The following is a 22,415-nucleotide window of genomic DNA, read 5'->3' on the forward strand; positions in this document are numbered from 1 at the left end:
CGCTTTATATGAGGCCGCTCAAAGCTGTTTCATCAGCACGAGCGACTTGCGCTGCCAGTTATAGAGTCTGCGGCGGTCTTCCGGCAGGTCGTCGACCGTGACTTTGACGAAGCCGCGCTTGAGGAACCAGTGTTCGGTACGCGTGGTGAGCACGAAAATGCGCGTCAGGCCGCGCGCCCGCGCGCGTTGCTCGATGCGCTTCAACAGCCGCTCGCCGTCGCCGGTGCCTTGCGCTTCGGGGGCGACCGTCAGGCACGCCATTTCGCCGATGCGCTCCTGCGTATACGGATACAGCGCCGCGCAGCCGAACAGCACGCCATCGTGCTCGATCACCGAGAAATGGTCGATGTCGCGTTCAATCTGGTGACGCCCGCGCCGCACCAGCGTGCCGTCCGATTCGAGCGGCTCGATCAGCGCGAGAATGCCGCCGACGTCGTCCGGCGTGGCTTCGCGCAGGCTTTCGAGGTTCTCGTACGAGATCATCGTGCCCACGCCGTCGTGCAGAAACAGTTCGAGCAGCAGGCTGCCGTCGAGCGCGTAAGGGATGATGTGCGCCCGCGCCACGCCGCCGCGGCAGGCGCGGATCGAGTGCTTCAGATAGAAGCCCGCGTCGCCGGTGACCTCGCCGCTTTCGTGCAGCTTGTAGGCGTCGTCGAGCGACAGTTCGCGCACCAGTTCGGGGCCGTTTTCGCCGGCTTCCATCAGGCCCGGCGTTTCGGTCAGGAACACGATCTTGTCGGCGCGCAGCGCGATCGCCGCGGCGGACGCCACGTCTTCCATGGCCAGATTGAAGGCCTCGCCGGTGGGCGAGAAGCCGAGCGGCGAGAGCAGCACCAGCTTGCGGCTCGCGAGCGAATGACGGATCGAATCGGCGTCGATCTTGCGCACCACGCCGGTGTGGGCGAAATCGACACCGTCGAGAATGCCCACCGGCCGCGCCGTCACGAAGTTGCCCGACACCACGCTGATGTGCGCGTGCGCCATCGGCGTATTCGGCAAGCCCTGGCTGATGGCGGCCTCGATATCCAGACGCACTTCGCCGGCCGCTTCTTTCGCGGACTCGAGCGCGCGCGCGTCGGTGATGCGCATGCCGTGCGAAAACTCGGACTCCACGCCGTGCAGGCTCATCTGCTCCTCGACCTGCGGGCGTGAGCCGTGCACCAGCACGATCTGGATGCCCATGGCCTGCAAGAGCGCGATGTCGGACACGAGCGCGTTCAGGAGCCCCTGATGCACCACCTCGCCGCCAAAGCCGACGACGAACGTCTTGTTGCGGAACGCATGGATGTAAGGGGCGACTGAGCGCATCCAGTCGACGAATTGCGCGTGCTGGGCGAGATCTTCCGTTGCTCCGGCGGGGGCCGGAGCGCTCGCGGGCGCGGGGACGAGGTCGGTTTGGGAATTCATGCCGGGGATTATAATGCGCCCCCATGTCGAATGTACCCAAAAGTCCCGCTGCGGCGAACGAGAATCCGGCGCCGGCCGCCGATCAACCGAAGGCCGGCGACGCAGAGCGCCGCAATGCGCAGGACGCCGAACGCAACACGCCACACACGGCGCGTGGGCCGCGGCGCGCGACCGAAAATGCTCAGGCGTCGGCGCAGGAAAATGATTCCTCCCACAAGGCCCATCGCCAGGGGGGCGCTGTGGCCGCGAAACACGCCGGAGGTGGCGAGTCGCAATCGCCGCGTAGTGAGGAAGGTCGGGGCGCAGGCCAAAACACGGGCCGTTCGCAGAAGCAGAACGCCTCACAGGGCCACCAGCAACCGCGGCAAAGTGGCGAGCGGCGCGCTCGGCCTACGAATCTACCGGGCGGTAATCAGCAGAAAGGTGGCGGCCGTGGTGATCAGCCAAGTCTCGCGCCCCCTCGAGGCGGAGAGCAGCCGAGTCGCGTGACTGCGCAGGCCGGAGCACAATCGCGTCGCACGCTCGAGCAAGGCGGGGCGTCGCGCCGCGAATCCGGCGGTGCGCCCGCGCAAAAATCGCAGGCAGCCAGCGACACCGAGCGCAGCGCGAACCGCCGCGAACCGCAGCAGCCACGTGAGCCCCGTGCACCGCGCGCGCCGCGTGTGGTCGAACCCAATCCGATTCCACCGATTACCTACCCCGAAGCGCTGCCCGTGTCGGGCCGGCGCGAGGAAATCGCCAAAGCCATCGCCCAGAATCAGGTCGTGATCGTCTGCGGCGAGACCGGCTCCGGTAAAACCACCCAGTTGCCGAAAATCTGCCTAGAACTCGGGCGCGGTCTCGGCGCGGGCGGCTCCGGCCTGATCGGCCACACGCAGCCGCGCCGGATCGCCGCGTCGGCGACGGGCCGCCGCATCGCCGAGGAACTCGGCACGCCGTTCGGCGAAGTGGTCGGCTACAAGGTGCGCTTCACCGACAATCTGTCGCCGGGCGCCTCCGTCAAGCTGATGACCGACGGTATTCTGCTCGCCGAAACGCAGACCGATCCGCTGCTGAAAGCGTACGACACGCTGATCATCGACGAGGCGCACGAGCGCAGCCTGAACATCGACTTTCTGCTCGGCTATCTGAAGGAAATCCTCGTCAAGCGTCCCGATCTGAAACTGATCGTGACCTCGGCGACGATCGACGCGGACCGCTTCGCGCGCCACTTCGGCAGCGAAGAAAAGCCCGCGCCGGTGATCGAGGTGAGCGGGCGGCTTTATCCGGTCGAGGTGCGCTACCGTCCGGTCGCGGAAGACAGTCCCGCCGTGAAGTCCGCGGAAGGCAACGCGCCGTCCACGCAGCGTGGCGACCGGCCGAAAACTCAGCGCGAAACCGATCGCGATCTGATGGACGCCATCGTCGACGCCGTCGACGAACTCTGCCGCGAAGGTCCCGGCGACGTGCTCGTGTTCCTGCCCGGCGAGCGCGAAATCCGCGACGCCGCCGAGGCGCTGCGCAAGCATCATCCGCCGCATACGGAGATCCTGCCGCTGTTCGCGCGTCTTTCCGCGGCCGAACAGGAGCGCGTGTTCCGCACTTCGAACGCGCGCCGCATCGTGCTGGCCACCAACGTCGCCGAAACCTCGCTGACGGTGCCGGGCATCCGCTATGTGGTCGACACCGGCCTCGCGCGCGTGAAGCGCTACTCGTACCGCAACAAGGTCGAGCAGTTGCAGGTGGAATCGATTTCGCAGGCCGCCGCGAATCAGCGGGCGGGTCGTTGCGGCCGCGTCGCCGACGGCATCTGCATTCGCCTTTACGAGGAAAGCGACTTTCAGGGCCGCGTGCGCTTCACCGATCCGGAGATTCTGCGCTCGTCGCTGGCGTCGGTGATTCTGCGCATGAAGTCGCTGCATCTGACGGCGATCGAAACGTTCCCGTTCATCGAGCCGCCGCCGGGCCGTGCGATCGCCGACGGCTATCAGCTGCTCAACGAACTCGGCGCCGTCGACGACGACAACCAGCTCACGCCGCTCGGCCGCGAACTCGCGCGCCTGCCGCTCGACCCGCGCGTCGGCCGGATGATTCTGGCCGCGCGCGACCAGCAGGCGTTAAAGGAAGTACTGATCATCGCGAGCGCGTTGTCCGTGCAGGATCCGCGCGACCGGCCGATCGAAGCGCAGGAGCAAGCCGATCAGGCGCATCGTCGTTTCGCCGACGAGCGCTCCGAATTCCTGCAGTGGCTCAAAATCTGGAACTGGTTCGAGGAAGCGATCGCGCACAAGAAGTCGAACAAGCAATTGCACGAGGAGTGCCGTAAGAACTTCCTCTCGCAACTACGCCTGCGCGAATGGCGCGACGTGCACTCGCAACTGCTGACGGTGGTGCGCGAGCACGGCTGGCGTCTGAATGAAGCGGAAGCGACCTTCGAGCAGATCCATCTCGCGCTGCTGACGGGCTTGCTCGGCAACATCGGCCTCAAGGCCGACGACGAGCCGTACTACCTCGGCGCGCGCGGCATCAAGTTCTATTTGTGGCCGGGCTCGGCGCTAGTGAAGAAAGCCGGCAAGTGGGTGATGGCCGCCGAACTGGTCGAGACGAGCCGCCTGTATGCGCGTTGCATCGCGAAGATCGAGCCGGAGTGGATCGAGAAGATCGGCGCGCATCTGTTGAAGAAGTCGCTCTCCGAACCGCATTGGGAGAAGCGCGCGGCGCAGGTTTCGGCGTTCGAGCGTGCGGTGCTGTACGGCTTGCCGATCTATCACCGGCGGCGCGTGAGCTTCGGCAAACAGGAGCCGGCGCGCGCCCGCGAGCTGTTCATTCGCGGCGCGCTGGTGGAAGGCGAGTTCGATACGAAGCTCGCGTTCTTCGCGCACAACCGCAAGCTGCTCGCCGATATCGAGCAGCTCGAACACAAGTCGCGCCGCCAGGACGTGCTGGTCGACGACGAACTGATTTTTGCCTACTACGATCAGGCGCTGCCGAAGGGCATTTACACCGGCGCGTCGTTCGAGCGCTGGTATCGCGACGAGGTGAAAGAGAGCGGCCAGCCGGAAGACAAGCTACGCCTGCTGTATTTGTCGCGCGACGATCTGATGCGGCACGAAGCCGCCGGCGTGACCACCGACCTATTCCCGAAGCGGATGACGATGGCGGGCGTCGAGATGGCGCTCACCTATCACTTCGAGCCGGGTTCGCCGCGCGACGGCGTGACGCTCGCCGTGCCGCTGTATGCGTTGAATCAGGTCGATGCGCGGCGCTGCGAATGGCTCGTGCCCGGCATGCTGAAAGAGAAGACGCAACTGCTGCTGAAGTCGTTGCCGCAGAAGCTGCGCCGTCATTGCGTGCCGCTGCCCGAGTACGCGGCGGGTTTCGTCGACCGGCACAGCGGTCCGCGCTTCGGCGCGGGTGGTTTGCTCGAGTCGCTGATCGCCGATATTCGCGAGCAGACCCAGGTCGCGATGAAGCAGTCGGACTTCAAGCTCGAGACCTTGCCGCCGCATCTGTTCATGAACTTCAAGGTCGTCGACGAGCATGGGCGTCAGCTCGCGATGGGCCGCAACCTGTCGCAACTGCGCGCCGAACTCGGCGGCCAGGCGCAGCAGCATTTCCAGAAGATCGCGTCGAGTGCGGCCGGGGCGGCGTTGGCGGACGCGGGCGGCGGCGGTGTCGCGACGCCGTCGCAAGCGTCAGGTGCGGCAGGCGGAGCGGCGCAGCGAGGCAAGGGCGCTGCCGCGCCAGGTCCGCAGACCGCGCCGCAAGCCGGCGCGCAGGGCACGGCGCTGTATGAAAAGCTGATGACGTGGAATTTCGGCAAGCTGCCCGAGTTGCTCGAAATCCGTCGTGGCGGGCAGACGCTGTTCGGCTATCCGGCGCTGGTGGATCGCGGCACGCATTGCGACGTCGAAGTGTTCGATTCACCGGACGAGGCCGCGCGGATTCATCGCGCGGGACTGCGCCGGCTGTTCGCGTTGCAGTTGAAGGAGCCGATCAAGTATCTGGAAAAGAATCTGCCCGGTTTGCGCGAAATGGCGATGCAGTTCATGCCGCGCGGCACGCAGGAAGAGTTGCGGGATCAACTGATCGACACCGCGCTCGATCGCGCCTGCCTGCAAGACCCGTTGCCCGACGACGACGTCAGCTTCCACACGCGCCGCGACGAAGGTCGCAGCCGCCTGACCTTGCTGGCTCAGGAAATTGCGCGGCTGGTCGGGCAGATTCTGAGCGAATACGCGACGGTGGCGAAGAAGCTGGTGCAGGCGAAGTCGTTCACGGCCGCGCACGCCGATCTGCAGAACCAGCTCGACGGACTGATTGGCAAGCGCTTCGTGGTCGACACGCCGTACGCGCAACTGGCGCATTTCCCGCGTTATCTGAAAGGGATCGCGCTGCGGATCGACAAGCTGAAGGCGGACTCCGCGCGCGACGCCCGGCAGTTCGCCGAATTCCAGCCGCTGTTGCAGAACTATCAGCGCGCGGTCGCGCAACGCGGCGGCGTGCTGGATCCACGCTTGTCGGAGTTTCGCTGGCTGCTGGAGGAGTTGCGGATCTCGCTGTTTGCGCAGGAGTTGCGCACGCCGATGCCGGTTTCGGTGAAGCGGCTTTACAAGGTGTGGGAGTCGATGCAGCGGTGATCGACTTGAGGGGCGAGGGCGCGCCGTGTGTTGCCGCCTCATGCGGGTGGCCTCGGTTATAGACCGGCTGCCTTTCGCGGTGCGGATAAAAACGCGCGCAACGCCATGCCTTGTGGGAACGATGGCGCGCGCAAAACGGCGCGGGGCTTTTGTCGGTCCCGCACTCGTCGCACCTACAACGTCGAAGGCCGGGCCATTGCTCGTGGCTCGCCTTGGCCCGGCCTGTCCAGTTCCGCCTAAATCCGCCTAAAAGTGCATGCCGGCGCCGACCGACGCGCCGAACTGGCCGCGCGAATCCGTGGTGCCTTGCAGCTTGTAGACCCACTTACCCGTTTCCGAGATCTGCGATACGCCGATGGCCAACGCCGACTGGCCGGCGTACGTGCCACCAGCCATTGCGACCATGCCGTGACCCGGCAGGATTGCCTGCGGCAAACCGGCCATTGCCATCGCGGACGCCGTGCCGCCGTAGCTGTCGCGGCGGGCGGAGCGGATCTGGTCGTCGGTGTAGCTGTTCGCCTGGCTCACTGCTCCGCTGACGCTTTGCTGCAACTGATTGACGTTGACGGCATCGGTGCCTTGCACGCCGGCTGCGACGTTGGTGATCTGGCGTTCCTGGCCTGCTGCACCGAGCGATACGCTGTTCGCCCTGTCCGCGACCGAGCCTTGGCCCAACGCGACGGAGTTGTCAGCGCCGGCGTTTGCTGCTGCGCCGAGCGCGGTGGCGTTGGCGCCGCTGGCGACGGAGTCGGCGCCGAGTGACGTGGCATGGGTGCCGCTGGCGACCGAGTTGGCGCCGAGTGACATGGCGTTCTCGCCGCTGGCAAGCGAATTCGCGCCGATCGCGACCGCGTTGGTGCCGGTGGCCTGCGCGTTGGCGCCCGCGGCGACGGAGTGGATGCCCGAGGACACGGCGCCTTCGGTATCGCGGTTGCCTTCGGCGCTGAAGAACGGATTGGCCGTATTCACCACGGCGTTGCTGACTGCGCCGTCGATGGCGGCGTTCAGTTGAGCGACGTTGACCGCGTCGGTCACGTTCACGCCTGCCGCGACGTTGTGGATGACCGCGCCGCCATTCGCCGTGTCGCCGCCGAGTGTGACGCTGTTTCTGTCGACGCTGCCGTCGGCGTTCTGGTCGTACGTCAGCGCTGCATCGAGCTTCGCGGCATTGGCGGCGCCCTGGTCGCTTACGGCTTTGAGCTGGGCGACGTTCACCGCGTCGGTGTCGGCGGTGCCGGCCGCGACGTTGGTGATCTGGCGTTCCTTGCCCGTCGAGCCGACCGAGACGGTGCCGGCGCGTTTGGCCACTGAACCTTGGCCCAACGCGACCGAACCGTCAGCCGAGGCCTCCGCGTCACCGCCAATCGCGATCGAGCCGGTAGCTTTGGCTACGGCGGCGTACCCAATCGCGATGCTGCCGGCCGACGCTGCAAAGGCATACGCGCCGAACGCGGCGGCGCCAGTTCCCGCGGCGGCGGAATTGGCGCCGAGGGCCGTGGCGTTGTCGCCCGATGCGCTCGCGAGCGCCCCTGTTGCAACAGCGTGCGTACCGCTGGCGATGGCGTCGTCCGTGCCGTCGGCGGCGCCGTCGGCCTTGAAGTAGTGCTGGGTCCCGCTTTGCGCAATGGCGTCGACCTTGCCGTCGAGCGCGCTCAACTGGCTGACGTTGACGGCATCGGTCGCCGCCGCGCCGGCCGCGACGTTCGTCACGCGACGCTCGTTGCCGGCGGAGCCGACCGAGGCTTCGCCGTTCGCGATCGGGGCGGCGATGGACGTCGCGCTGGTCCCGGTGGGTGCATAGCCTCGGGCGGCCAGATCGGCGTGGGTCGTGGAATGGGCGCCGAGCGCGACGCTGTTATCGGCTGTGGCGGCTGCGGCGTAACCGAGGGCGACGGAGTTGAGGGCGGCGGCTTGGGCGGAGCCACCGAGCGCGGTGGCGTTGTCGGCCGCCGCCAGCGCTGAATTGCCGCCCGCGAAGGAACCCGAGCCTGCCGCCGCAGCCCGATAGCCGAGCGCGGCGGCATCCGTGCCGAACGCTTTTGCTTGTGCGCCAACGGCCATTGCGTTGTCCTCCTTCGCATAGGAATTAGCGCCAATCGCAGTCGAGCTATTGCCGAGTGCCCTCGCTTGCACACCGGTCGCAATCGAGCTGTAGTTTTGCGCGATCGATTGCAAGCCTGTCGCGATCGAAAACCTGCCTGACGCCGTCGCCTGAAAGCCCGTCGCAATCGCGCCCTCGCTCAGCGCGCTCGCTTGCTTACCCAGCGCCATGGCGTACAGGTCCGCCGCGTTTGTTTCCATGCCGAGCGCAATTGAATAGAGGCCGCCCGCGTGTGCCCCAATGCCCTCGGCAATCGAGCCGACGCCTGTAGCGAGGGCATCCGCATCCAGGCCTGGATTGACCGGGTTTGCCGCAAAAAAGATCGTGGCATGCGCCGCCGACGCACCGCCCGCCAATGCCGCGAGAACCAGTACCGCCTGGGCGATGGCTTTCTTGCGAGCCGTCGTGCGCTTTGCCGTTGATCTTGCCGTCGCCGGCGCCGCCAGCCAGGTTTTCGTCGTTTCACACAAAACCAATGGGTTATAGCTTTTCATTGTTTTAGAAACTCCGCGGTAGTGCGTGAACGGACAGCGTGAGCGCGGGTGAGTCGATAACAATTCATCGCCCTGATAATCTCGAAAAAATAAATCGGCGGCAGACTTTGCCTTGTTGATTTAGCGCTTTTGCGTTATTTTTTCGCGTGTGCAAAAAACCCGCGTCACGCCCGTCCATCCACAGGATTAATGGGTGGGCGATGAGGCGGCAGAATTGTCCAATTTCACGGCGGGGAGGGGGTATCAGTTAAATCTGAAGTAACTGCGGAAAAATCCTTTTTTGTGGGCGTATCTCGATTGGCTGATATGCAAATTAAACTAAATAAAGATTATTCGGAATTTGTTCTGGCAGTGATTTATTTAATTTGAGTGGGTTCTTGTTTCTGTATGTTCTCAATGAGACGCAATATGCCGAGCGTGAACTTCATTGCTGGCGCTGCAGAAATACGTGCCCAACCGTCGCGCCGAGCCGGTCGTCACCCGAGCGCCACAATCCATCCTGCCCCTGATTTCTCTCGCTCCGCACAGCGACCTGCGTCAACCGCTGGCCCCGGCAAACGTTCTACAATGATGGTTGTTCTCCGAAGTGAGTTTTCATGCGTAAATTTTTTCTTCCCGGCTTGACTGCCACGGTCGCGGCGGGCGCGGCGCTGGTCGCCGCCACAGGCTTTTTTTCTCCGGCGGCCCACGCCAACAACGTGATCGTGCTCAATTCCGGCGAAGCCACGCTGAGCCTGATCGACGAGGCGACCCGCCAGGTCGTCGGCACGGTGCCCACGGGCAAGGAACCGCACCACCTGATGGCCACGCCGGACAATTCGTCGTTGATCGTCGCGAATTCGGTGTCGAACAATCTGATGTTCGTGGATCCGAAATCGGGGCAGGTGCAGCGCTGGGTCGAGAACATCGAGGATCCGTACCAGATCGGTTTTTCGCCTGACCGCAAATGGCTGGTCACCACCGGCCTGCGTCTGGACCGTCTGGACATCTATCACTACGACGGCCAGAAGAATCAGATGACGCTGGCCTCGCGCCTGCCGCTCGCGGTCATGCCGAGTCACATGGCGTTCACGAACGACAGCAAGACGGTATTCGTCACGCTGCAGGTGTCGGGCGAACTCGCCGCGATCGACCTGGCCACGCAAACCGTCAAGTGGAAGATGAAGGTCGGCAAGGTGCCGGCCGGGCTGTGGATGACGCCGGGCGAGAAATACCTGCTGGTCGGCATGACCGGCGCGGATTATGTCGCGGTGGTCGACTGGCGCAACCAGAAGATCGTCAAGACGATCCACACCGGCAACGGCGCCCACAACTTCCGCTCGCTGGCCGACGGCAAGCACGTCGCGGTGTCCAACCGCGTGGCGAGCACGATCAGCATCATCGACGAGGACACGCTCACCAACGTCGGCGACATCACCGGTTTGATGCCGGGACCGGATGACATGGAACTTTCCGCCGACAAACGCTATCTGTGGGTTACGTTCCGCTTCGCGAAGCACGTCGGCATCATCGACCTGACAACGCGTAAGCTGATCCAGACGATTGCTGTCGGCCGTTCGCCGCACGGCATCTATTTCTTCAATCGCGCGCCGGTCACGGCGCCGAACGGCGCTTGATGCAGGGGCCCATGCCGCACCACGCGAACCGTCACGGATGAAGTAACCAGACCAGCGCCATGTTCCATCTGATTTTTTCTTCCCTCGACAACTTCGTCTCCGCCGTGCAGACGTTGTTGTACGTCGACGTGGTGCAGCCCCTGCTGTTCCGCTTCGATCTGATGGATTACGACGAAGACACCTACGACAGCCTGTATTGGGTGATCGTGGGCGTCGTCGAAGTGCTGGCCATGTACGCGGTTCTGCGCCCGCTCGAAGCGCTGCGTCCGGTGGAGAAGTGGCAGAGTCGCAAGGCGGTGCGCGTCGACGTGATCTATACGTGGATCGCCAAGCTCGGCATTCTCAATCTGTTCTTTTTCTTCGCGCTGCAGCCGTTCTTCGACACCGTGCAGGCGTGGCTGCGGCTGCACAATATTTCGAATATCGAGTTCGACAATCTGTGGCCGGGCGTGACCACGCAGCCACTCGTCACGTTCGTGATGTATCTGCTGGTGCTCGATTTCGCCGGTTACTGGTATCACCGCTGGGAACATCGGATCGGCGTGTGGTGGGAACTGCACGCGGTGCATCACAGCCAGCAGCAGATGTCGCTGTGGTCCGACGACCGCAACCATCTGCTCGACGATGTGCTGCAAGCGTCGTTCTTCGCCGTGATCGCGCTGGTGATCGGCGTGCCGCCGTCGCAGTTCGTCGTGCTGGTCGCCATCACGAATCTCGCGCAGAGCGTCCAGCACGCGAACATTCGCATGTACTTCGGCTGGCTGGGCGAGCGCCTGCTGGTCAGCCCGACCTTCCATCGCCGTCACCACGCCATTGGTTACGGTCACGAAGGGCTGAAATACGGTTGCAACTTCGGCGTGCTGTTTCCATGGTGGGACATGCTGTTCCGCAGCGTCTCCTGGAGCCGCGAGATGGAGCCGACCGGCATCCGCGATCAACTCGAGGGCCGCCGTTACGGCGACGGTTTCTGGGCGCAGCACTGGCTCGCCTTCGTGCGCATCGCCGGACGTCTTTCACCGAAACGCCGCACCGAAAGCAACGACGCCGCCGCCGTTTGAGCGCGCTTCCTCCCACGCCGCCGGTTTCCCCGGCGGCGCGTCACGTGGTTTATCCTGTTCACGTTTGCGACCAGGCGCCGGGCTACCCGGCGGGTTCGTCGCACGGTTCGCTCCATTCCATCGTTTCCTTCACCGGCACTGGCTCGCATGAATGATCTGTTGCGCTCGTTCGGGCGCGCGCTCACCAGCGCGCTCCACCCGCGCATGCTCTGGCTGACCTTCCTGCCGTTTCTCGCGGCAACGGTCGGGTGGGGCGTGATCCTGTGGTTTTCCTGGCAGACGCTGATCGGTGCGACCCGCACCTGGCTCGAAGGCTGGTCGTTTACGATCACGCTTTATCATCTGTTCGACTGGCTCGGTTTTTCGGCGCTGCATGCGGCGATCGCGCCGTTTATCGTGATCGCGATGACGATTCCGCTGATCGTCGTCACGGTGTTGCTGCTGATCGCCACGCTGTCGATGCCCGCGGTCATCCGCTTCCTGTCGGCGCGTCAATTCCCTAGCCTGGAAATGCGCCGCGGCGGAACGTGGTACGGTAGTCTCGGCCAGGCGTTGTGGACCACGCTGGTATGTCTCGTGCTGCTGATCGTCACGCTGCCGCTCTGGCTCGTGCCGCCGTTCTTCGCGCTGATTCCGCCGCTCCTGTGGGGCTGGCTGACGTATCGTGTGATGAGCTACGACGCGCTCGCGCTGCATGCCACGCGTGACGAGCGGCGTGCGCTGGTGCGGCGTTTCCGCTTGCCGCTGCTGTTGATCGGCATCGCGAGCGGCTTGCTGGGTTCGCTGCCGACGTTGTTGTGGGCGTCGTCGGTCTGGCTGATCGTGCTGTTCCCGGTGGTCACGGCCGTGACGATCTGGATCTATGCGTTCATCCTTGTGTTCTCGGCGCTGTGGTTCGGCTACTACTGTTTGCGCGCGCTGCAGCGCATGCGCGCGGATGAGCACGGCGGCGTGCGGCACGCGGCGCCGGTTCCTTACTGATTAAACCAAAGAGGCGGCAATGGCATTTGGCGTCATCATCATCGGCGATGAAATTTTGTCGGGCAGGCGTATCGACAAGCATCTGCCGAAGGTTATCGAATTGCTGGGCGCGCGCGGACTGTCGCTCGGCTGGGCGGAGTACATCGGCGACGACCCGGAGCGCATCACCGCGACGCTGCGGCGCACCTTCGCCTCGGGCGACATCGTGTTTTCCACGGGCGGCATCGGCGCCACGCCGGACGACCACACGCGCCAATGCGCGGCGGCCGCGCTCGGCGTGCCGCTCGAACTGCATCCGGAGGCCGCGAAGCTGATTCAGGAGCGCATCCGCGACATGCATCCGGCGAACGCGGCCACGCCGCTCGATCTGGAGTCGCCGGAGAATCGGCATCGCCTGAATATGGGCACGTATCCGCAGGGCGCGTCGATCATTCCGAACGGCTACAACAAGATTCCGGGCTTTTCGATCAGGCAGCATCACTTCGTGCCGGGTTTCCCGGTGATGGCGTGGCCGATGATCGAGTGGGTGCTGGATACGCAGTATGCGCATCTGCATCACGCCATGCCGCACGCGGAGAAGTCGCTGCTGGTGTTCGAGTTGCCGGAGTCGCGCCTCACGCCGCTGATGGAAAAAATCGAACGCGATTTTCCGGGCGTGCGGGTCTTCAGTCTGCCGAGCGTGGGCGATGCGGAACGCGGCGGCGTGTACGCGCGTCATCACATCGACCTGGGTGTGAAGGGCGAGCCGGAAGCGGTGGCGGCGGCATTCGTCAAGCTGCGGGAAGGCGTGCACTTGCTGGGCGGCGATATCGTCGAACCCGAGGCGGCGGCTGCGGCGGCGAAGCCGCGCGCCTGACTCGCGCGGCATACGTTTATGCTGGTTCGGGCGCTGCGGCGCCCGTTTTTTCACCGCGCTCGTCGTCGATTCTGAGCGCGGCATCGGCGGATCATCGGCCTGTCACATTCAGCGCCGACGATGTGCCTGTCCTCACGTGCGGGCCACAAAAAGGTGGCGTTGAACCGGTCTCGAGAAGTCTCCATGACTGCTAGCGAGCAGTCAGCAAACAGGCGCCGCGAACGGGTAGCGCTCAAGCAAACGCCTGAAAGCGCCACACGGCCGCTACGCAGCAGTCACGCAACCGCCTGACTCACGCGCCGATCCACGGCAACCCGCGAAAGCACCAGCCCGAAACCGTCTTCCGATGCCCCTGGCCGTCCTTGTCGCCTTCGAAGCCTTCCAGCAGGTCGTACGCCTTGGTGAAGCCGGCCTGAGTAGCGGCGATCGCGGCGAGCTTCGAGCGCGCGGCGCTGCGGCACAGGAACAGCACGGGCGTGTCGGGCGTGGCGACCTGCTTCAATTGCGCGAGAAATTCCTGATTCGGCACCGCGCCCGGATAGCGCGTCCATTCCACGTGCGCGTATTGTCCATCGCCGATCACCGGCCGGCCGACCCAATCGAGTTCGGCGCGGGTGCGCACATCAACGAGACGCGTGCGCGGATCGAGTTGCAGCAGTTCGAACGCTTCGGCGGGCGATATCGCGCCCGCGTACGGCAACTGATTCTCGGTGCGGCGCTTGTCCGCGCTGGCGTACAACTGTTCGAGCGTGCTCATGAGCGCAAATCTCCTTCGGACCAAATGACCATTCTAGCGCGCGGCGTGACGCGTGCATGCGTGGCGCGAGCGACGGCAAACGGGCGTGCGCGACGCTCGCATGAATGCGCAAACATGGTGCAAATTTCGTGGAATGCACCACAATAAAGATGTCGGCCGTTGCCAATCTGGCGAATGCACGAATTTGGTGCGATGTTGGAGCAGAAGATTTCGGGGCTGCATGCCGTTCGGTGCGCCCATTCCCCGCAAACGCGCGCGCAGTGTGGTTTTGCGCCGGGTTGGCGCATACATGGCACAGAAGCTGCTTTATTGGTGCCGATCGATTTGTCCAGGCAGACTTTTATGTTCCTCCTCAACGATTGAGGGTGGACGCGCCGGGACGGGTCAGCTAGATTGGGCGGCGGCTGAATCCGCCGAATTCGTTAATCAGGAGATAGGTTATGAGTAAATCCGTGGCCGACGTCATTCAACTCGTCAAAGACGAAGACGTCAAGTTTGTCGACTTCCGTTTCACCGACACGCGCGGCAAAGAGCAACACGTTTCGGTGCCGGTGTCGGCATTCGATGAAGACAAGTTCGAAAGCGGCCATGCGTTTGACGGTTCTTCGATTGCCGGCTGGAAGGGCATCGAAGCCTCGGACATGTTGCTGGTCCCGGATGCGAACACGGCTTTCATCGACCCGTTCTACGAAGAATCCACCCTCGTGCTGACCTGCGACGTCGTCGAACCGGCGGACGGCAAGGGCTACGAGCGCGACCCGCGTTCGCTGGCAAAGCGCGCTGAAGCCTACCTGAAGAGCACGGGCCTCGGCGACACGGCATTCTTCGGTCCGGAACCGGAATTCTTCATTTTTGATTCGGTCCAGTGGAACACGGATCAATCGGGCTGCTTCATCAAGATCGGTTCGGAAGAAGCACCGTGGTCGTCGGCGAAGGAATTCGAAGGCGGCAACACCGGCCACCGTCCGGGCACGAAGGGCGGCTATTTCCCGGTCGCGCCGGTCGACACGTTCCAGGACATCCGTTCGGAAATGTGTCTGTTGCTCGAACAGATCGGCATTCCGGTCGAAGTGCACCACCACGAAGTCGCGGGCCAAGGCCAGAACGAAATCGGCACCAAGTTCTCGACGCTGGTGCAACGCGCCGACTGGCTGCAGCAAATGAAGTACATCATCCACAACGTCGCGCACACTTACGGCAAGACGGCAACGTTCATGCCGAAGCCGGTGGTCGGCGATAACGGTTCGGGCATGCACGTTCACCAGTCGATCTGGAAAGACGGCACGAACCTGTTCGCAGGCAACGGTTACGCAGGTCTGTCGGAATTCGCGCTGTTCTACATCGGCGGCATCATCAAGCATGCTCGCGCGCTGAACGCGATCACGAACCCGTCGACGAACTCGTACAAGCGTCTCGTGCCGCACTTCGAAGCACCGGTCAAGCTGGCCTACTCGGCACGCAACCGTTCGGCGTCGATCCGCATTCCGCACGTGTCGAACCCGAAGGGCCGCCGTATCGAAACGCGCTTCCCGGATCCGATGGCGAATCCGTACCTGTGCTTCTCCGCGCTGATGATGGCGGGTCTGGACGGCGTGCAGAACAAGATTCACCCGGGCGAAGCTGCTGACAAGAACCTGTACGACCTGCCGCCGGAAGAGGATGCAAAGATCCCGACCGTGTGCGCCGGCCTCGACCAGGCTCTGGACGCGCTGGACGCGGACCGCGAATTCCTGACGCGCGGTGGCGTGTTCACGGATTCGATGCTCGACGCGTACATCGAACTGAAGACGGGCGAGCTGCAACGCTATCGTCAGTCGGTGCACCCGATCGAATTCGAAATGTACTACTCGCTGTAAGCGGCAATGGCGCTTCGCCCTTCACACGGCGAAGTGCTATGCCCGACGCTCGCGATCGGTCACGAAGGGACGGCGGCGCCGTCCCTTTTTCGTTGGCCGTGCATAACGTTTGCGGCGTGTGGGTATTAAGCAAGACAGCAAGCGGACTACCTGATTTATCACCATCTCCTATCGGCCAGACTGCAAGATGGTTCTTAAGAATCTGATCAAGGCAAGGAAAGGGCACGAGCAGGCGCTCTCGGACGACGCTCAACTCGTCAGCTCCGGTTTGCTGCCGGGCTTCGAGGCGTTGCCGACGGTCGTGCTGGTGCTCGAAAAGCGCACGCTGCGCGTCGCGTTTGCGAACCCGTCGGCGGAGTCGATGCTGGACCTCTCGCGCCGGCAACTGACGCAGATGGCGTGGCCGGACATCTTTTCGAATGCCGACGAACTGGTCGCGACCATTTCCGCGATCGCCGCCCACCGTTTTCACGCGACCCATCTGGACGCCGTGCTCGAACGTCCGGGCCACGAGCCGCTGCATGTGCATGCGATCGTCGGTTTCCTGGAAGGCGCGCAAGACTACGTGCTGCTCGAACTGTTCGAGAACGAGCGGCATTTACGTACCGATCGCGAGGAGCGCATCAACGACCTCACGGCGGTCAACAAGCAACTGATCCGCAATCTCGCGCACGAGATCAAGAATCCGCTCGGCGGGATTCGCGGCGCGGCGCAACTGCTCGAGTTCGAACTCGGCGAGCGTCAGCGCGATGAGTTGCGCGAGTACACGCAAGTCATCATCAAGGAATCGGACCGGCTGCAAACGCTGGTCGACCGTCTGCTGGAGCCGCACCGTCATCCGCATATCGTCGGTGACGTGAATATCCACGAGGTGTGCGAGCGCGTGCGCCAGGTGATTCTCGCGGAGTTTCCGCGCGGCCTCACCATCGAGCGCGATTACGACGTGAGCGTGCCGGACTTGCGCGGCGACAAGGAGCAGTTGATTCAGGCGCTCCTGAACATTGTGCGCAACGCGGCTGAAGCGTTGCGCGAACGTATTTCGCAAGGCGACGCGCGGATCGAATTGCGCACTCGCATTGCGCGCAAGATTACGGTGTCGAAACGCTTATGTAAGCTGGCACTGGACTTGCATATCACTGACAACGGCCCAGGCATTCCCGAAGAAATCCGTGACCGCATTTTCTATCCGCTCGTGTCGGGGCGCGAGGACGGCAGCGGTCTCGGACTGACGCTCGCGCAGACCTTCGTGCAACAGCACGACGGTTTGATCGAAGTGGATAGCCGCCCGGGCCACACCGAGTTTCAGATTCTGCTGCCGCTCGACTGCTAACACATGCCTCGTGAGAAAACGCAGGGTCGCCCCAAGTTTTCTCACTCCCCCTCGGGGGGCCTGGCGCGAAGCGACAGGTTTGGGGGCACTCTTGAGACTTCTGACCGACCCATATGAAGCCGATCTGGATAGTAGACGACGATCAATCGATTCGCTGGGTGCTCGAAAAAGCACTGGCCCGAGAAAACTTCGCGACCCGCAGCTTCGCGAACGTGCGCGAGGCGTCGGCCGCGCTCGACCACGACAGCCCACAGGTGCTGGTGTCCGACATCAGGATGCCCGGCGGCTCCGGCCTCGAATTGCTGCAAACCGTACGTGACAAGGTGCCGGGCTTGCCCGTCATCATCATGACGGCGTTCTCGGATCTGGATAGCGCGGTCGCCGCATTCCAGGGTGGCGCGTTCGAATACCTCGCCAAGCCGTTCGACGTCGACAAGGCCGTCGAACTGATTCGCCGTGCCGTGGACGAAAGCATGCGCGGCGAACAGACGTGGGACGAACGCGTCACCGAAGCACCGGAAATGCTCGGCCAGGCGCCGGCGATGCAGGACATGTTCCGCGCGATCGGCCGCTTGTCCCATTCCGCGGCAACCGTGCTCATTACCGGCGAATCAGGCACCGGGAAGGAACTGGTCGCGCGTGCGTTGCACCGACATAGCCCACGCGCGAACGGTCCCTTCATCGCGCTGAACACCGCGGCGATTCCGAAGGATCTGTTGGAATCCGAATTGTTCGGCCACGAGCGCGGCGCTTTCACCGGCGCGCAGGCCATGCGCCAGGGCCGCTTCGAACAGGCCGAGAACGGCACGCTGTTTCTCGACGAAATCGGCGATATGCCGTTCGATTTGCAGACGCGTCTGTTGCGGGTGCTGTCGGATGGGCAGTTCTATCGCGTCGGCGGGCACAATCCGTTGCGCGCCAATGTGCGTGTGATCGCGGCGACGCATCAGAATCTCGAATCGCGCGTGCGGCAAGGGCTGTTCCGTGAGGACTTGTATCACCGCCTTAACGTGATCCGCTTGCGCTTGCCGGCTTTGCGCGAGCGCAGTGAGGATATTCCGCTGCTCACGCGTCACTTCCTGCAAAAGAGCGCTCGCGATCTCGGCGTCGAGCCGAAGCGCGTGTCCGAAGAAGCGCTGGCTTATCTCGCGTCACTGCCGTTTCCGGGCAATGTGCGTCAATTGGAGAACCTCGCCAACTGGCTCACGGTGATGGCGCCGGCGCAGACCATCGAGATCAAGGACCTGCCGCCTGATCTCGGACCCGCGCAAGCCGGCGTGACCGATCTCGCCGGCGGTGGCGGCGGTGCGATCGGAACCGGCGACGCGGGCCTCGCAGGCGGCGTGCCGGTCAACGGCACGAGTGCTGCAACGCATCCGGCGGCGGCGGGCGGCATGCCGGTCGCGACCACGGTCAGCGCCTGGGAAGGCGGCTTGCGCACCGAAGTCGCACGCATGCTGCGCGAGAATGCGGCGGACGTCATGGACGAACTCGCGCGCCGTTTCGAAGCAGCCGTGATTCGCGAAGCGCTCGATTTCACGCGCGGACGCAAGGTCGAAGCGGCGGAGCGTCTCGGCATCGGCCGCAATACGATTACGCGCAAGATTCAGGAACTCAATCTCGAGCCCTGAGTGTCGCGTTGTAGAGAGGAGCGGCGCGCGCGCCGCTCCGGTCATTCGCTTGTAAAACGAGTCACGGGCTCGCACAGGGCATAATCAACGCTGTTTTCATTCGACAGCTGACGATGCCTGCTTCTCCCGCTCCTTTCTCCTGGCCGCTTTCCCCCGATCCCTTCCTGTCGCTCGAAGCGCTCGACGACCCTGACGCGCTCGCGTGGGTCGAACAGCAGAACGCGCGCACGCGCGCCGCGTGGTGCAACAGCGAGGAATTCGAGTCGCTCAGGCAACGTCTCGCCGACGCCTATCTGCCGCGCGAGCGTCCGGTGATTCCCGATCGCTGGAAGGAGTGGGCTTATGACCTGTGGCAGGACGAGCGCAATCCCAAGGGCATCTGGCGGCGTACCACGTGGGCGGCGTGGCGTGGCGGCAAACCGGAGTGGCAGAACCTGCTCGACTTCGACGCGCTCGGTGCCGCCGAAGGTACGCCCTGGGTGTGCCTGAAGCTAGACATTCTCTATCCTGATGGCGACCGCGCGCTGATCACGCTGTCGCCAGGTGGCTCGGACGCGCTCGTGGTGCGCGAGTTCGATATCGACGCGCAACGTTTTGTCGACGACGGTTTCGTGATCGCGAAGGCCGGCAAGCACACGGCAACATGGATCGATCGGGACACGCTTTACGTCGGCTGGGATAACGGCCGCAAGACGTTGACGCGCTCCGGTTATCCGCGCGAAGTGCGGCGCTGGGCGCGCGGCACCGCGCTCGCCGACGCGCCGGTGGTGTTCAAGGGAGCGTTCGGCGACATCGGCGTGGAAGGGCACTACGATCCGGTCGAGCAGCGGCACACGGTGGTGAGCAGCGTCGATTTTTTCGATTCGCAGACGTATTACCTCGATGGTGCCGATGGTGCCGTCGACGCATGGCGCCGCTACGAGGTGCCATCGCACGTCGCGGTGAGCGGCTGGCAAGACTGGCTGCTGCTCGAACCGCGGCTCGATTGGGACTGCCATGGCGTGCACTATCCGGGCGGCGCGTTGCTGGCGATCCGCGAAGATGCGTTCCTGCGCGGCGAGCGCGACGTGCTGCCGCTATTCACGCCGACGCCGCAAACCTCGGCCTGCGAGTGGACGCACACGCGCAACCACCTGATCGTGTCGTACCTGGAAGATGTGCAGAACAAGACCTTGCTGTTGACGCCGTCGCAAGGCGACGACCAGGCGTGGCATTGGCAGCAACGTGTCTTTCCAACGCGCGACGACGCCCAAGCCGACGTCTCGCCCGTCGAGCCGACGCTCGACGACGAAGTGTTCGTCGATACCGACGATTATCTGCAACCGCCTGCGTACTGGCTCGCCGATCTCGCGCGCGACGATCTGAGCGAATGGGAATTGCTCGACCGCTGGCCGACCCAATTCGACGCGACGCAGTTCGCCGTCACGCGCGGTCACGCAGTTTCCGCGGACGGCACGCGCGTGCCGTACACGGTGATCGGCCCGCGCGCCGTGCAACAACACGCGCGTCCATGCCTGCTCAACGGCTACGGCGGCTTTGCGATTCCGTTGCTGCCGAGCTATCTCACCGGGCAGGGCATCGGCTGGCTGGCGCGCGGCGGCGTGTACGTGGTCGCGCATATTCGCGGCGGCGGCGAGTTCGGCACGCGCTGGCATACGGCGGCGCAAGGCGAGCATCGCCAGCGCGCGTTCGACGATTTCATCGCGGTGGCCGAGGCGCTCATCGACACGGGCGTGACGAACGCCGCGCAACTCGGCATTCAGGGTGGCAGCAACGGCGGCTTGCTGGTGGCGGCGTGCATGGTGCAGCGCCCCGAGCTGTTCGGCGCCGTGGTGTGCGAGGTGCCCTTGCTCGACATGAGCCGCTATCACCTGCTGCACGCGGGCGCGTCATGGATCGACGAATACGGCGATCCCGACGAACCCGATGACGCGGACATGCTGGCCGCTTACTCGCCGTATCACCGCGTGTCGGCAGACGTTGCGTATCCACCTGTGCTGTTCACCACATCGACGGCCGACGACCGTGTGCATCCCGGCCACGCGCGCAAGATGGCCGCGCGCATGCAGGCGCTGGGCGCTGACCACGTCTGGTATCGGGAGAACAGGGAAGGCGGGCACGGCGGCTCCGATGAACTGGAGCAGGCCGAGCATGATGCGATGGTATTCGAGTTCCTGTGGCGTACGTTGAACCGGTCGACGCAGGTCTGACGTTGTGAGGAAAGATCAGCCGAGTTGCGCGACGACCGGCGCGTGGTCCGACGGCTGATCCCATTTGCGCGGCACCTTGTCGACGTCGCACGACGAGCACAGGTCAGCCAGCGCCTTCGACAGCAGAATGTGATCGATGCGCAGCCCCGCGTTGCGGCGGAACGCCATCATCCGGTAGTCCCACCACGAATAGATCTTCTCCGGCTGCTCGAACTGGCGGAATGCGTCGAGGAGACCGAGCTCGATCAGCCGCACGAACTCCGCGCGTTCTTCGGGCGACACCAGGTTCTGGCCTTCCCACGCTTTCGGGTCGTGCACATCGCGATCTTCCGGCGCGATGTTGTAGTCGCCGAGCAGTGCGAGCTTCGGATGCGACGCCATCTCGCTCGCGATCCAGTCGTGCAGTGCAGCAAGCCAGCGCAGTTTGTACGCGAACTTGTCGGTGCCCGGCGCCTGGCCGTTGGGGAAATACGCGGAGATGATGCGCACGCCTTCGATGGTCGCGGCAATCACGCGTTGCTGCGGATCTTCAAAACCCGGAATATTCCGCACGATGCTGCCTTCGTCGACCGTCAGACCGCCGCGCACCAGAATGCCGACGCCGTTATAAGTCTTCTGCCCGGCGAACCAGCTGCGGTAGCCTTTCTCTTCGAGTTCGGCGCGCGGGAATTTCTCGTCCGGCAGCTTCAGTTCCTGAAGGCACAGCACATCGGTGCCGCTGGTTTCGAGCCAGTCGATCACATGCTGCTGGCGGACTTTGAGGGAGTTGACGTTCCAGGTGGCGATTTTCATGACATTCTCTTTTTCTTGCGTGATTCCGATAGTTCCGCATCTTATCGCGCGGACGAGGAGGCAGTGAAATTGGCCCCGTCGCGGCATCGAAAATAAAAGCGCGAGCCGCTCATGCCGCGGCGTATAGTGGGACCACTCACACTCGCATTTTTGCGCATCGGGGAGGCACCATGGCCGAACTTTACCCAGCTCTTTATAAGGACTTCGAAGTGCATCCGCTGGTGTTTTCGCGGGCGTTCGACAAGTTCGACGGTCACAAGCGTCACTCCGAAGGCTACGACGTCGCGGTGCGCGTCTGCCGGCCAGGAGCGATCAGTGGCTCGAAGGCGAGCCGCGTATTTCGTCTCGTGCTGCCGCTCACGTTCTCCGATTTCGGCGTGGCCAAACGCAGCGCGAGCCAGTACGGCGCGGATATCATCGACGGCAAGGTGGAAGGCGCGACGGTCCAGGATTTGTGAGTCGTTTTACGCGTGTGAAATAAATTCGCGCGATTGTTTGACGTCTTGCGAACATCTCTATACAATCCGTTTTCTCTGACGCGGGGTGGAGCAGTCTGGCAGCTCGTCGGGCTCATAACCCGAAGGTCGTAGGTTCAAATCCTACCCCCGCAACCATACCTAGAGACACATTTCCGGCAGCACAGACGAGCAGCTGCGCGGAGATGTCGTCAAAAGACGCGAAGTAGGCGTCGTCCCTTTGTTCTATTC

General features: G+C 63.7%; 14 protein-coding genes and 1 tRNA gene. 11 read left to right on the plus strand and 4 right to left on the minus strand.

The genetic code is table 11. The features are described 5' to 3' along the window. Positions 1-18 precede the first annotated feature (18 nt). On the minus strand, positions 19-1,407 hold the full coding sequence (gene argA / locus PQR42_RS17710; RefSeq protein ID WP_132373802.1) for an amino-acid N-acetyltransferase: 1,389 nt from the start codon (positions 1,405-1,407) through the stop codon (positions 19-21). 485 nt (positions 1,408-1,892) lie between these two features. On the opposite strand from argA, the gene hrpA reads away from it, so the two are divergent. After that, complete coding sequence (hrpA, locus tag PQR42_RS17715) at positions 1,893-6,026, plus strand: ATP-dependent RNA helicase HrpA (protein ID WP_408493684.1); 4,134 nt, start codon at positions 1,893-1,895, stop codon at positions 6,024-6,026. Between the two features lie 246 nt (positions 6,027-6,272). Here the strand turns inward: hrpA and PQR42_RS17720 are convergent, their stop codons facing one another. Then, positions 6,273-8,621, minus strand: a complete 2,349-nt coding sequence (locus tag PQR42_RS17720; protein WP_408387222.1) for a YadA family autotransporter adhesin — start codon at positions 8,619-8,621, stop codon at positions 6,273-6,275. A gap of 596 nt (positions 8,622-9,217) precedes the next feature. Between PQR42_RS17720 and PQR42_RS17725 the strand changes: the two genes are divergently transcribed. The 4 genes from PQR42_RS17725 to PQR42_RS17740 all read left to right on the plus strand — a co-directional run bounded on the left by PQR42_RS17725 (position 9,218) and on the right by PQR42_RS17740 (position 13,132). Next, positions 9,218-10,237, plus strand: coding sequence for a YVTN family beta-propeller repeat protein (locus PQR42_RS17725; protein WP_408203657.1), 1,020 nt, complete (start codon positions 9,218-9,220; stop codon positions 10,235-10,237). 59 nt (positions 10,238-10,296) lie between these two features. Beyond that, positions 10,297-11,295 carry a sterol desaturase family protein gene (locus PQR42_RS17730; protein ID WP_408203659.1) on the plus strand — a complete coding sequence of 333 codons (999 nt, stop codon included), beginning with the start codon at positions 10,297-10,299 and terminating at the stop codon, positions 11,293-11,295. Positions 11,296-11,442: 147 nt separating this feature from the next. After that, on the plus strand, positions 11,443-12,276 hold the full coding sequence (locus PQR42_RS17735; protein ID WP_408203661.1) for an EI24 domain-containing protein: 834 nt from the start codon (positions 11,443-11,445) through the stop codon (positions 12,274-12,276). 19 nt (positions 12,277-12,295) lie between these two features. Continuing rightward, positions 12,296-13,132 carry a competence/damage-inducible protein A gene (locus PQR42_RS17740; RefSeq protein ID WP_408387221.1) on the plus strand — a complete coding sequence of 279 codons (837 nt, stop codon included), beginning with the start codon at positions 12,296-12,298 and terminating at the stop codon, positions 13,130-13,132. Between the two features lie 292 nt (positions 13,133-13,424). Here PQR42_RS17740 and PQR42_RS17745 read toward each other — a convergent pair whose 3' ends face one another. Beyond that, positions 13,425-13,889: a rhodanese-like domain-containing protein gene (locus PQR42_RS17745; RefSeq protein WP_012433603.1), complete on the minus strand. Its 465-nt coding sequence runs from the start codon at positions 13,887-13,889 to the stop codon at positions 13,425-13,427. Positions 13,890-14,329: 440 nt separating this feature from the next. Between PQR42_RS17745 and glnA the strand changes: the two genes are divergently transcribed. The 4 genes from glnA to PQR42_RS17765 all read left to right on the plus strand — a co-directional run bounded on the left by glnA (position 14,330) and on the right by PQR42_RS17765 (position 20,916). Further along, a complete protein-coding gene (glnA, locus tag PQR42_RS17750) occupies positions 14,330-15,745 on the plus strand; it encodes a type I glutamate--ammonia ligase (protein WP_408203665.1) in 1,416 nt (471 codons plus the stop codon). A gap of 187 nt (positions 15,746-15,932) precedes the next feature. Further along, positions 15,933-17,075 carry a nitrogen regulation protein NR(II) gene (gene glnL, locus PQR42_RS17755; protein ID WP_342960366.1) on the plus strand — a complete coding sequence of 381 codons (1,143 nt, stop codon included), beginning with the start codon at positions 15,933-15,935 and terminating at the stop codon, positions 17,073-17,075. A 113-nt stretch (positions 17,076-17,188) separates the two neighbouring features. Continuing rightward, complete coding sequence (gene ntrC, locus PQR42_RS17760) at positions 17,189-18,706, plus strand: nitrogen regulation protein NR(I) (RefSeq protein ID WP_408203668.1); 1,518 nt, start codon at positions 17,189-17,191, stop codon at positions 18,704-18,706. A 113-nt stretch (positions 18,707-18,819) separates the two neighbouring features. Next, positions 18,820-20,916, plus strand: coding sequence for a prolyl oligopeptidase family serine peptidase (locus PQR42_RS17765; protein ID WP_408387220.1), 2,097 nt, complete (start codon positions 18,820-18,822; stop codon positions 20,914-20,916). A 15-nt stretch (positions 20,917-20,931) separates the two neighbouring features. Here the strand turns inward: PQR42_RS17765 and xth are convergent, their stop codons facing one another. Continuing rightward, the gene (xth, locus tag PQR42_RS17770; protein WP_408387219.1) at positions 20,932-21,708 is read right to left on the minus strand and encodes an exodeoxyribonuclease III; all 777 of its coding nucleotides are present in this window, start codon (positions 21,706-21,708) and stop codon (positions 20,932-20,934) included. A gap of 170 nt (positions 21,709-21,878) precedes the next feature. Between xth and PQR42_RS17775 the strand changes: the two genes are divergently transcribed. Next, positions 21,879-22,166: a hypothetical protein gene (locus PQR42_RS17775; RefSeq protein ID WP_106279408.1), complete on the plus strand. Its 288-nt coding sequence runs from the start codon at positions 21,879-21,881 to the stop codon at positions 22,164-22,166. Between the two features lie 79 nt (positions 22,167-22,245). After that, positions 22,246-22,322 (plus strand) — tRNA-Met (locus tag PQR42_RS17780). Positions 22,323-22,415 lie beyond the last annotated feature (93 nt).

The sequence above is a fragment of the Paraburkholderia sediminicola genome (assembly GCF_046027355.1).
Taxonomy (GTDB): domain Bacteria; phylum Pseudomonadota; class Gammaproteobacteria; order Burkholderiales; family Burkholderiaceae; genus Paraburkholderia; species Paraburkholderia sediminicola_B.

What these genes read in the sequence shown, in the direction of transcription:
- argA (WP_132373802.1), bottom strand. Translation starts at nt 1,407, where the DNA reads ATGAATTCCCAAACCGACCTCGTCCCCGCGCCCGCGAGCGCTCCGGCC.
- PQR42_RS17720 (WP_408387222.1), bottom strand. Translation starts at nt 8,621, where the DNA reads ATGAAAAGCTATAACCCATTGGTTTTGTGTGAAACGACGAAAACCTGG.
- PQR42_RS17725 (WP_408203657.1), top strand. Translation starts at nt 9,218, where the DNA reads ATGCGTAAATTTTTTCTTCCCGGCTTGACTGCCACGGTCGCGGCGGGC.
- PQR42_RS17730 (WP_408203659.1), top strand. Translation starts at nt 10,297, where the DNA reads ATGTTCCATCTGATTTTTTCTTCCCTCGACAACTTCGTCTCCGCCGTG.
- PQR42_RS17735 (WP_408203661.1), top strand. Translation starts at nt 11,443, where the DNA reads ATGAATGATCTGTTGCGCTCGTTCGGGCGCGCGCTCACCAGCGCGCTC.
- PQR42_RS17740 (WP_408387221.1), top strand. Translation starts at nt 12,296, where the DNA reads ATGGCATTTGGCGTCATCATCATCGGCGATGAAATTTTGTCGGGCAGG.
- PQR42_RS17745 (WP_012433603.1), bottom strand. Translation starts at nt 13,889, where the DNA reads ATGAGCACGCTCGAACAGTTGTACGCCAGCGCGGACAAGCGCCGCACC.
- glnA (WP_408203665.1), top strand. Translation starts at nt 14,330, where the DNA reads ATGAGTAAATCCGTGGCCGACGTCATTCAACTCGTCAAAGACGAAGAC.
- glnL (WP_342960366.1), top strand. Translation starts at nt 15,933, where the DNA reads ATGGTTCTTAAGAATCTGATCAAGGCAAGGAAAGGGCACGAGCAGGCG.
- ntrC (WP_408203668.1), top strand. Translation starts at nt 17,189, where the DNA reads ATGAAGCCGATCTGGATAGTAGACGACGATCAATCGATTCGCTGGGTG.
- PQR42_RS17765 (WP_408387220.1), top strand. Translation starts at nt 18,820, where the DNA reads ATGCCTGCTTCTCCCGCTCCTTTCTCCTGGCCGCTTTCCCCCGATCCC.
- xth (WP_408387219.1), bottom strand. Translation starts at nt 21,708, where the DNA reads ATGAAAATCGCCACCTGGAACGTCAACTCCCTCAAAGTCCGCCAGCAG.
- PQR42_RS17775 (WP_106279408.1), top strand. Translation starts at nt 21,879, where the DNA reads ATGGCCGAACTTTACCCAGCTCTTTATAAGGACTTCGAAGTGCATCCG.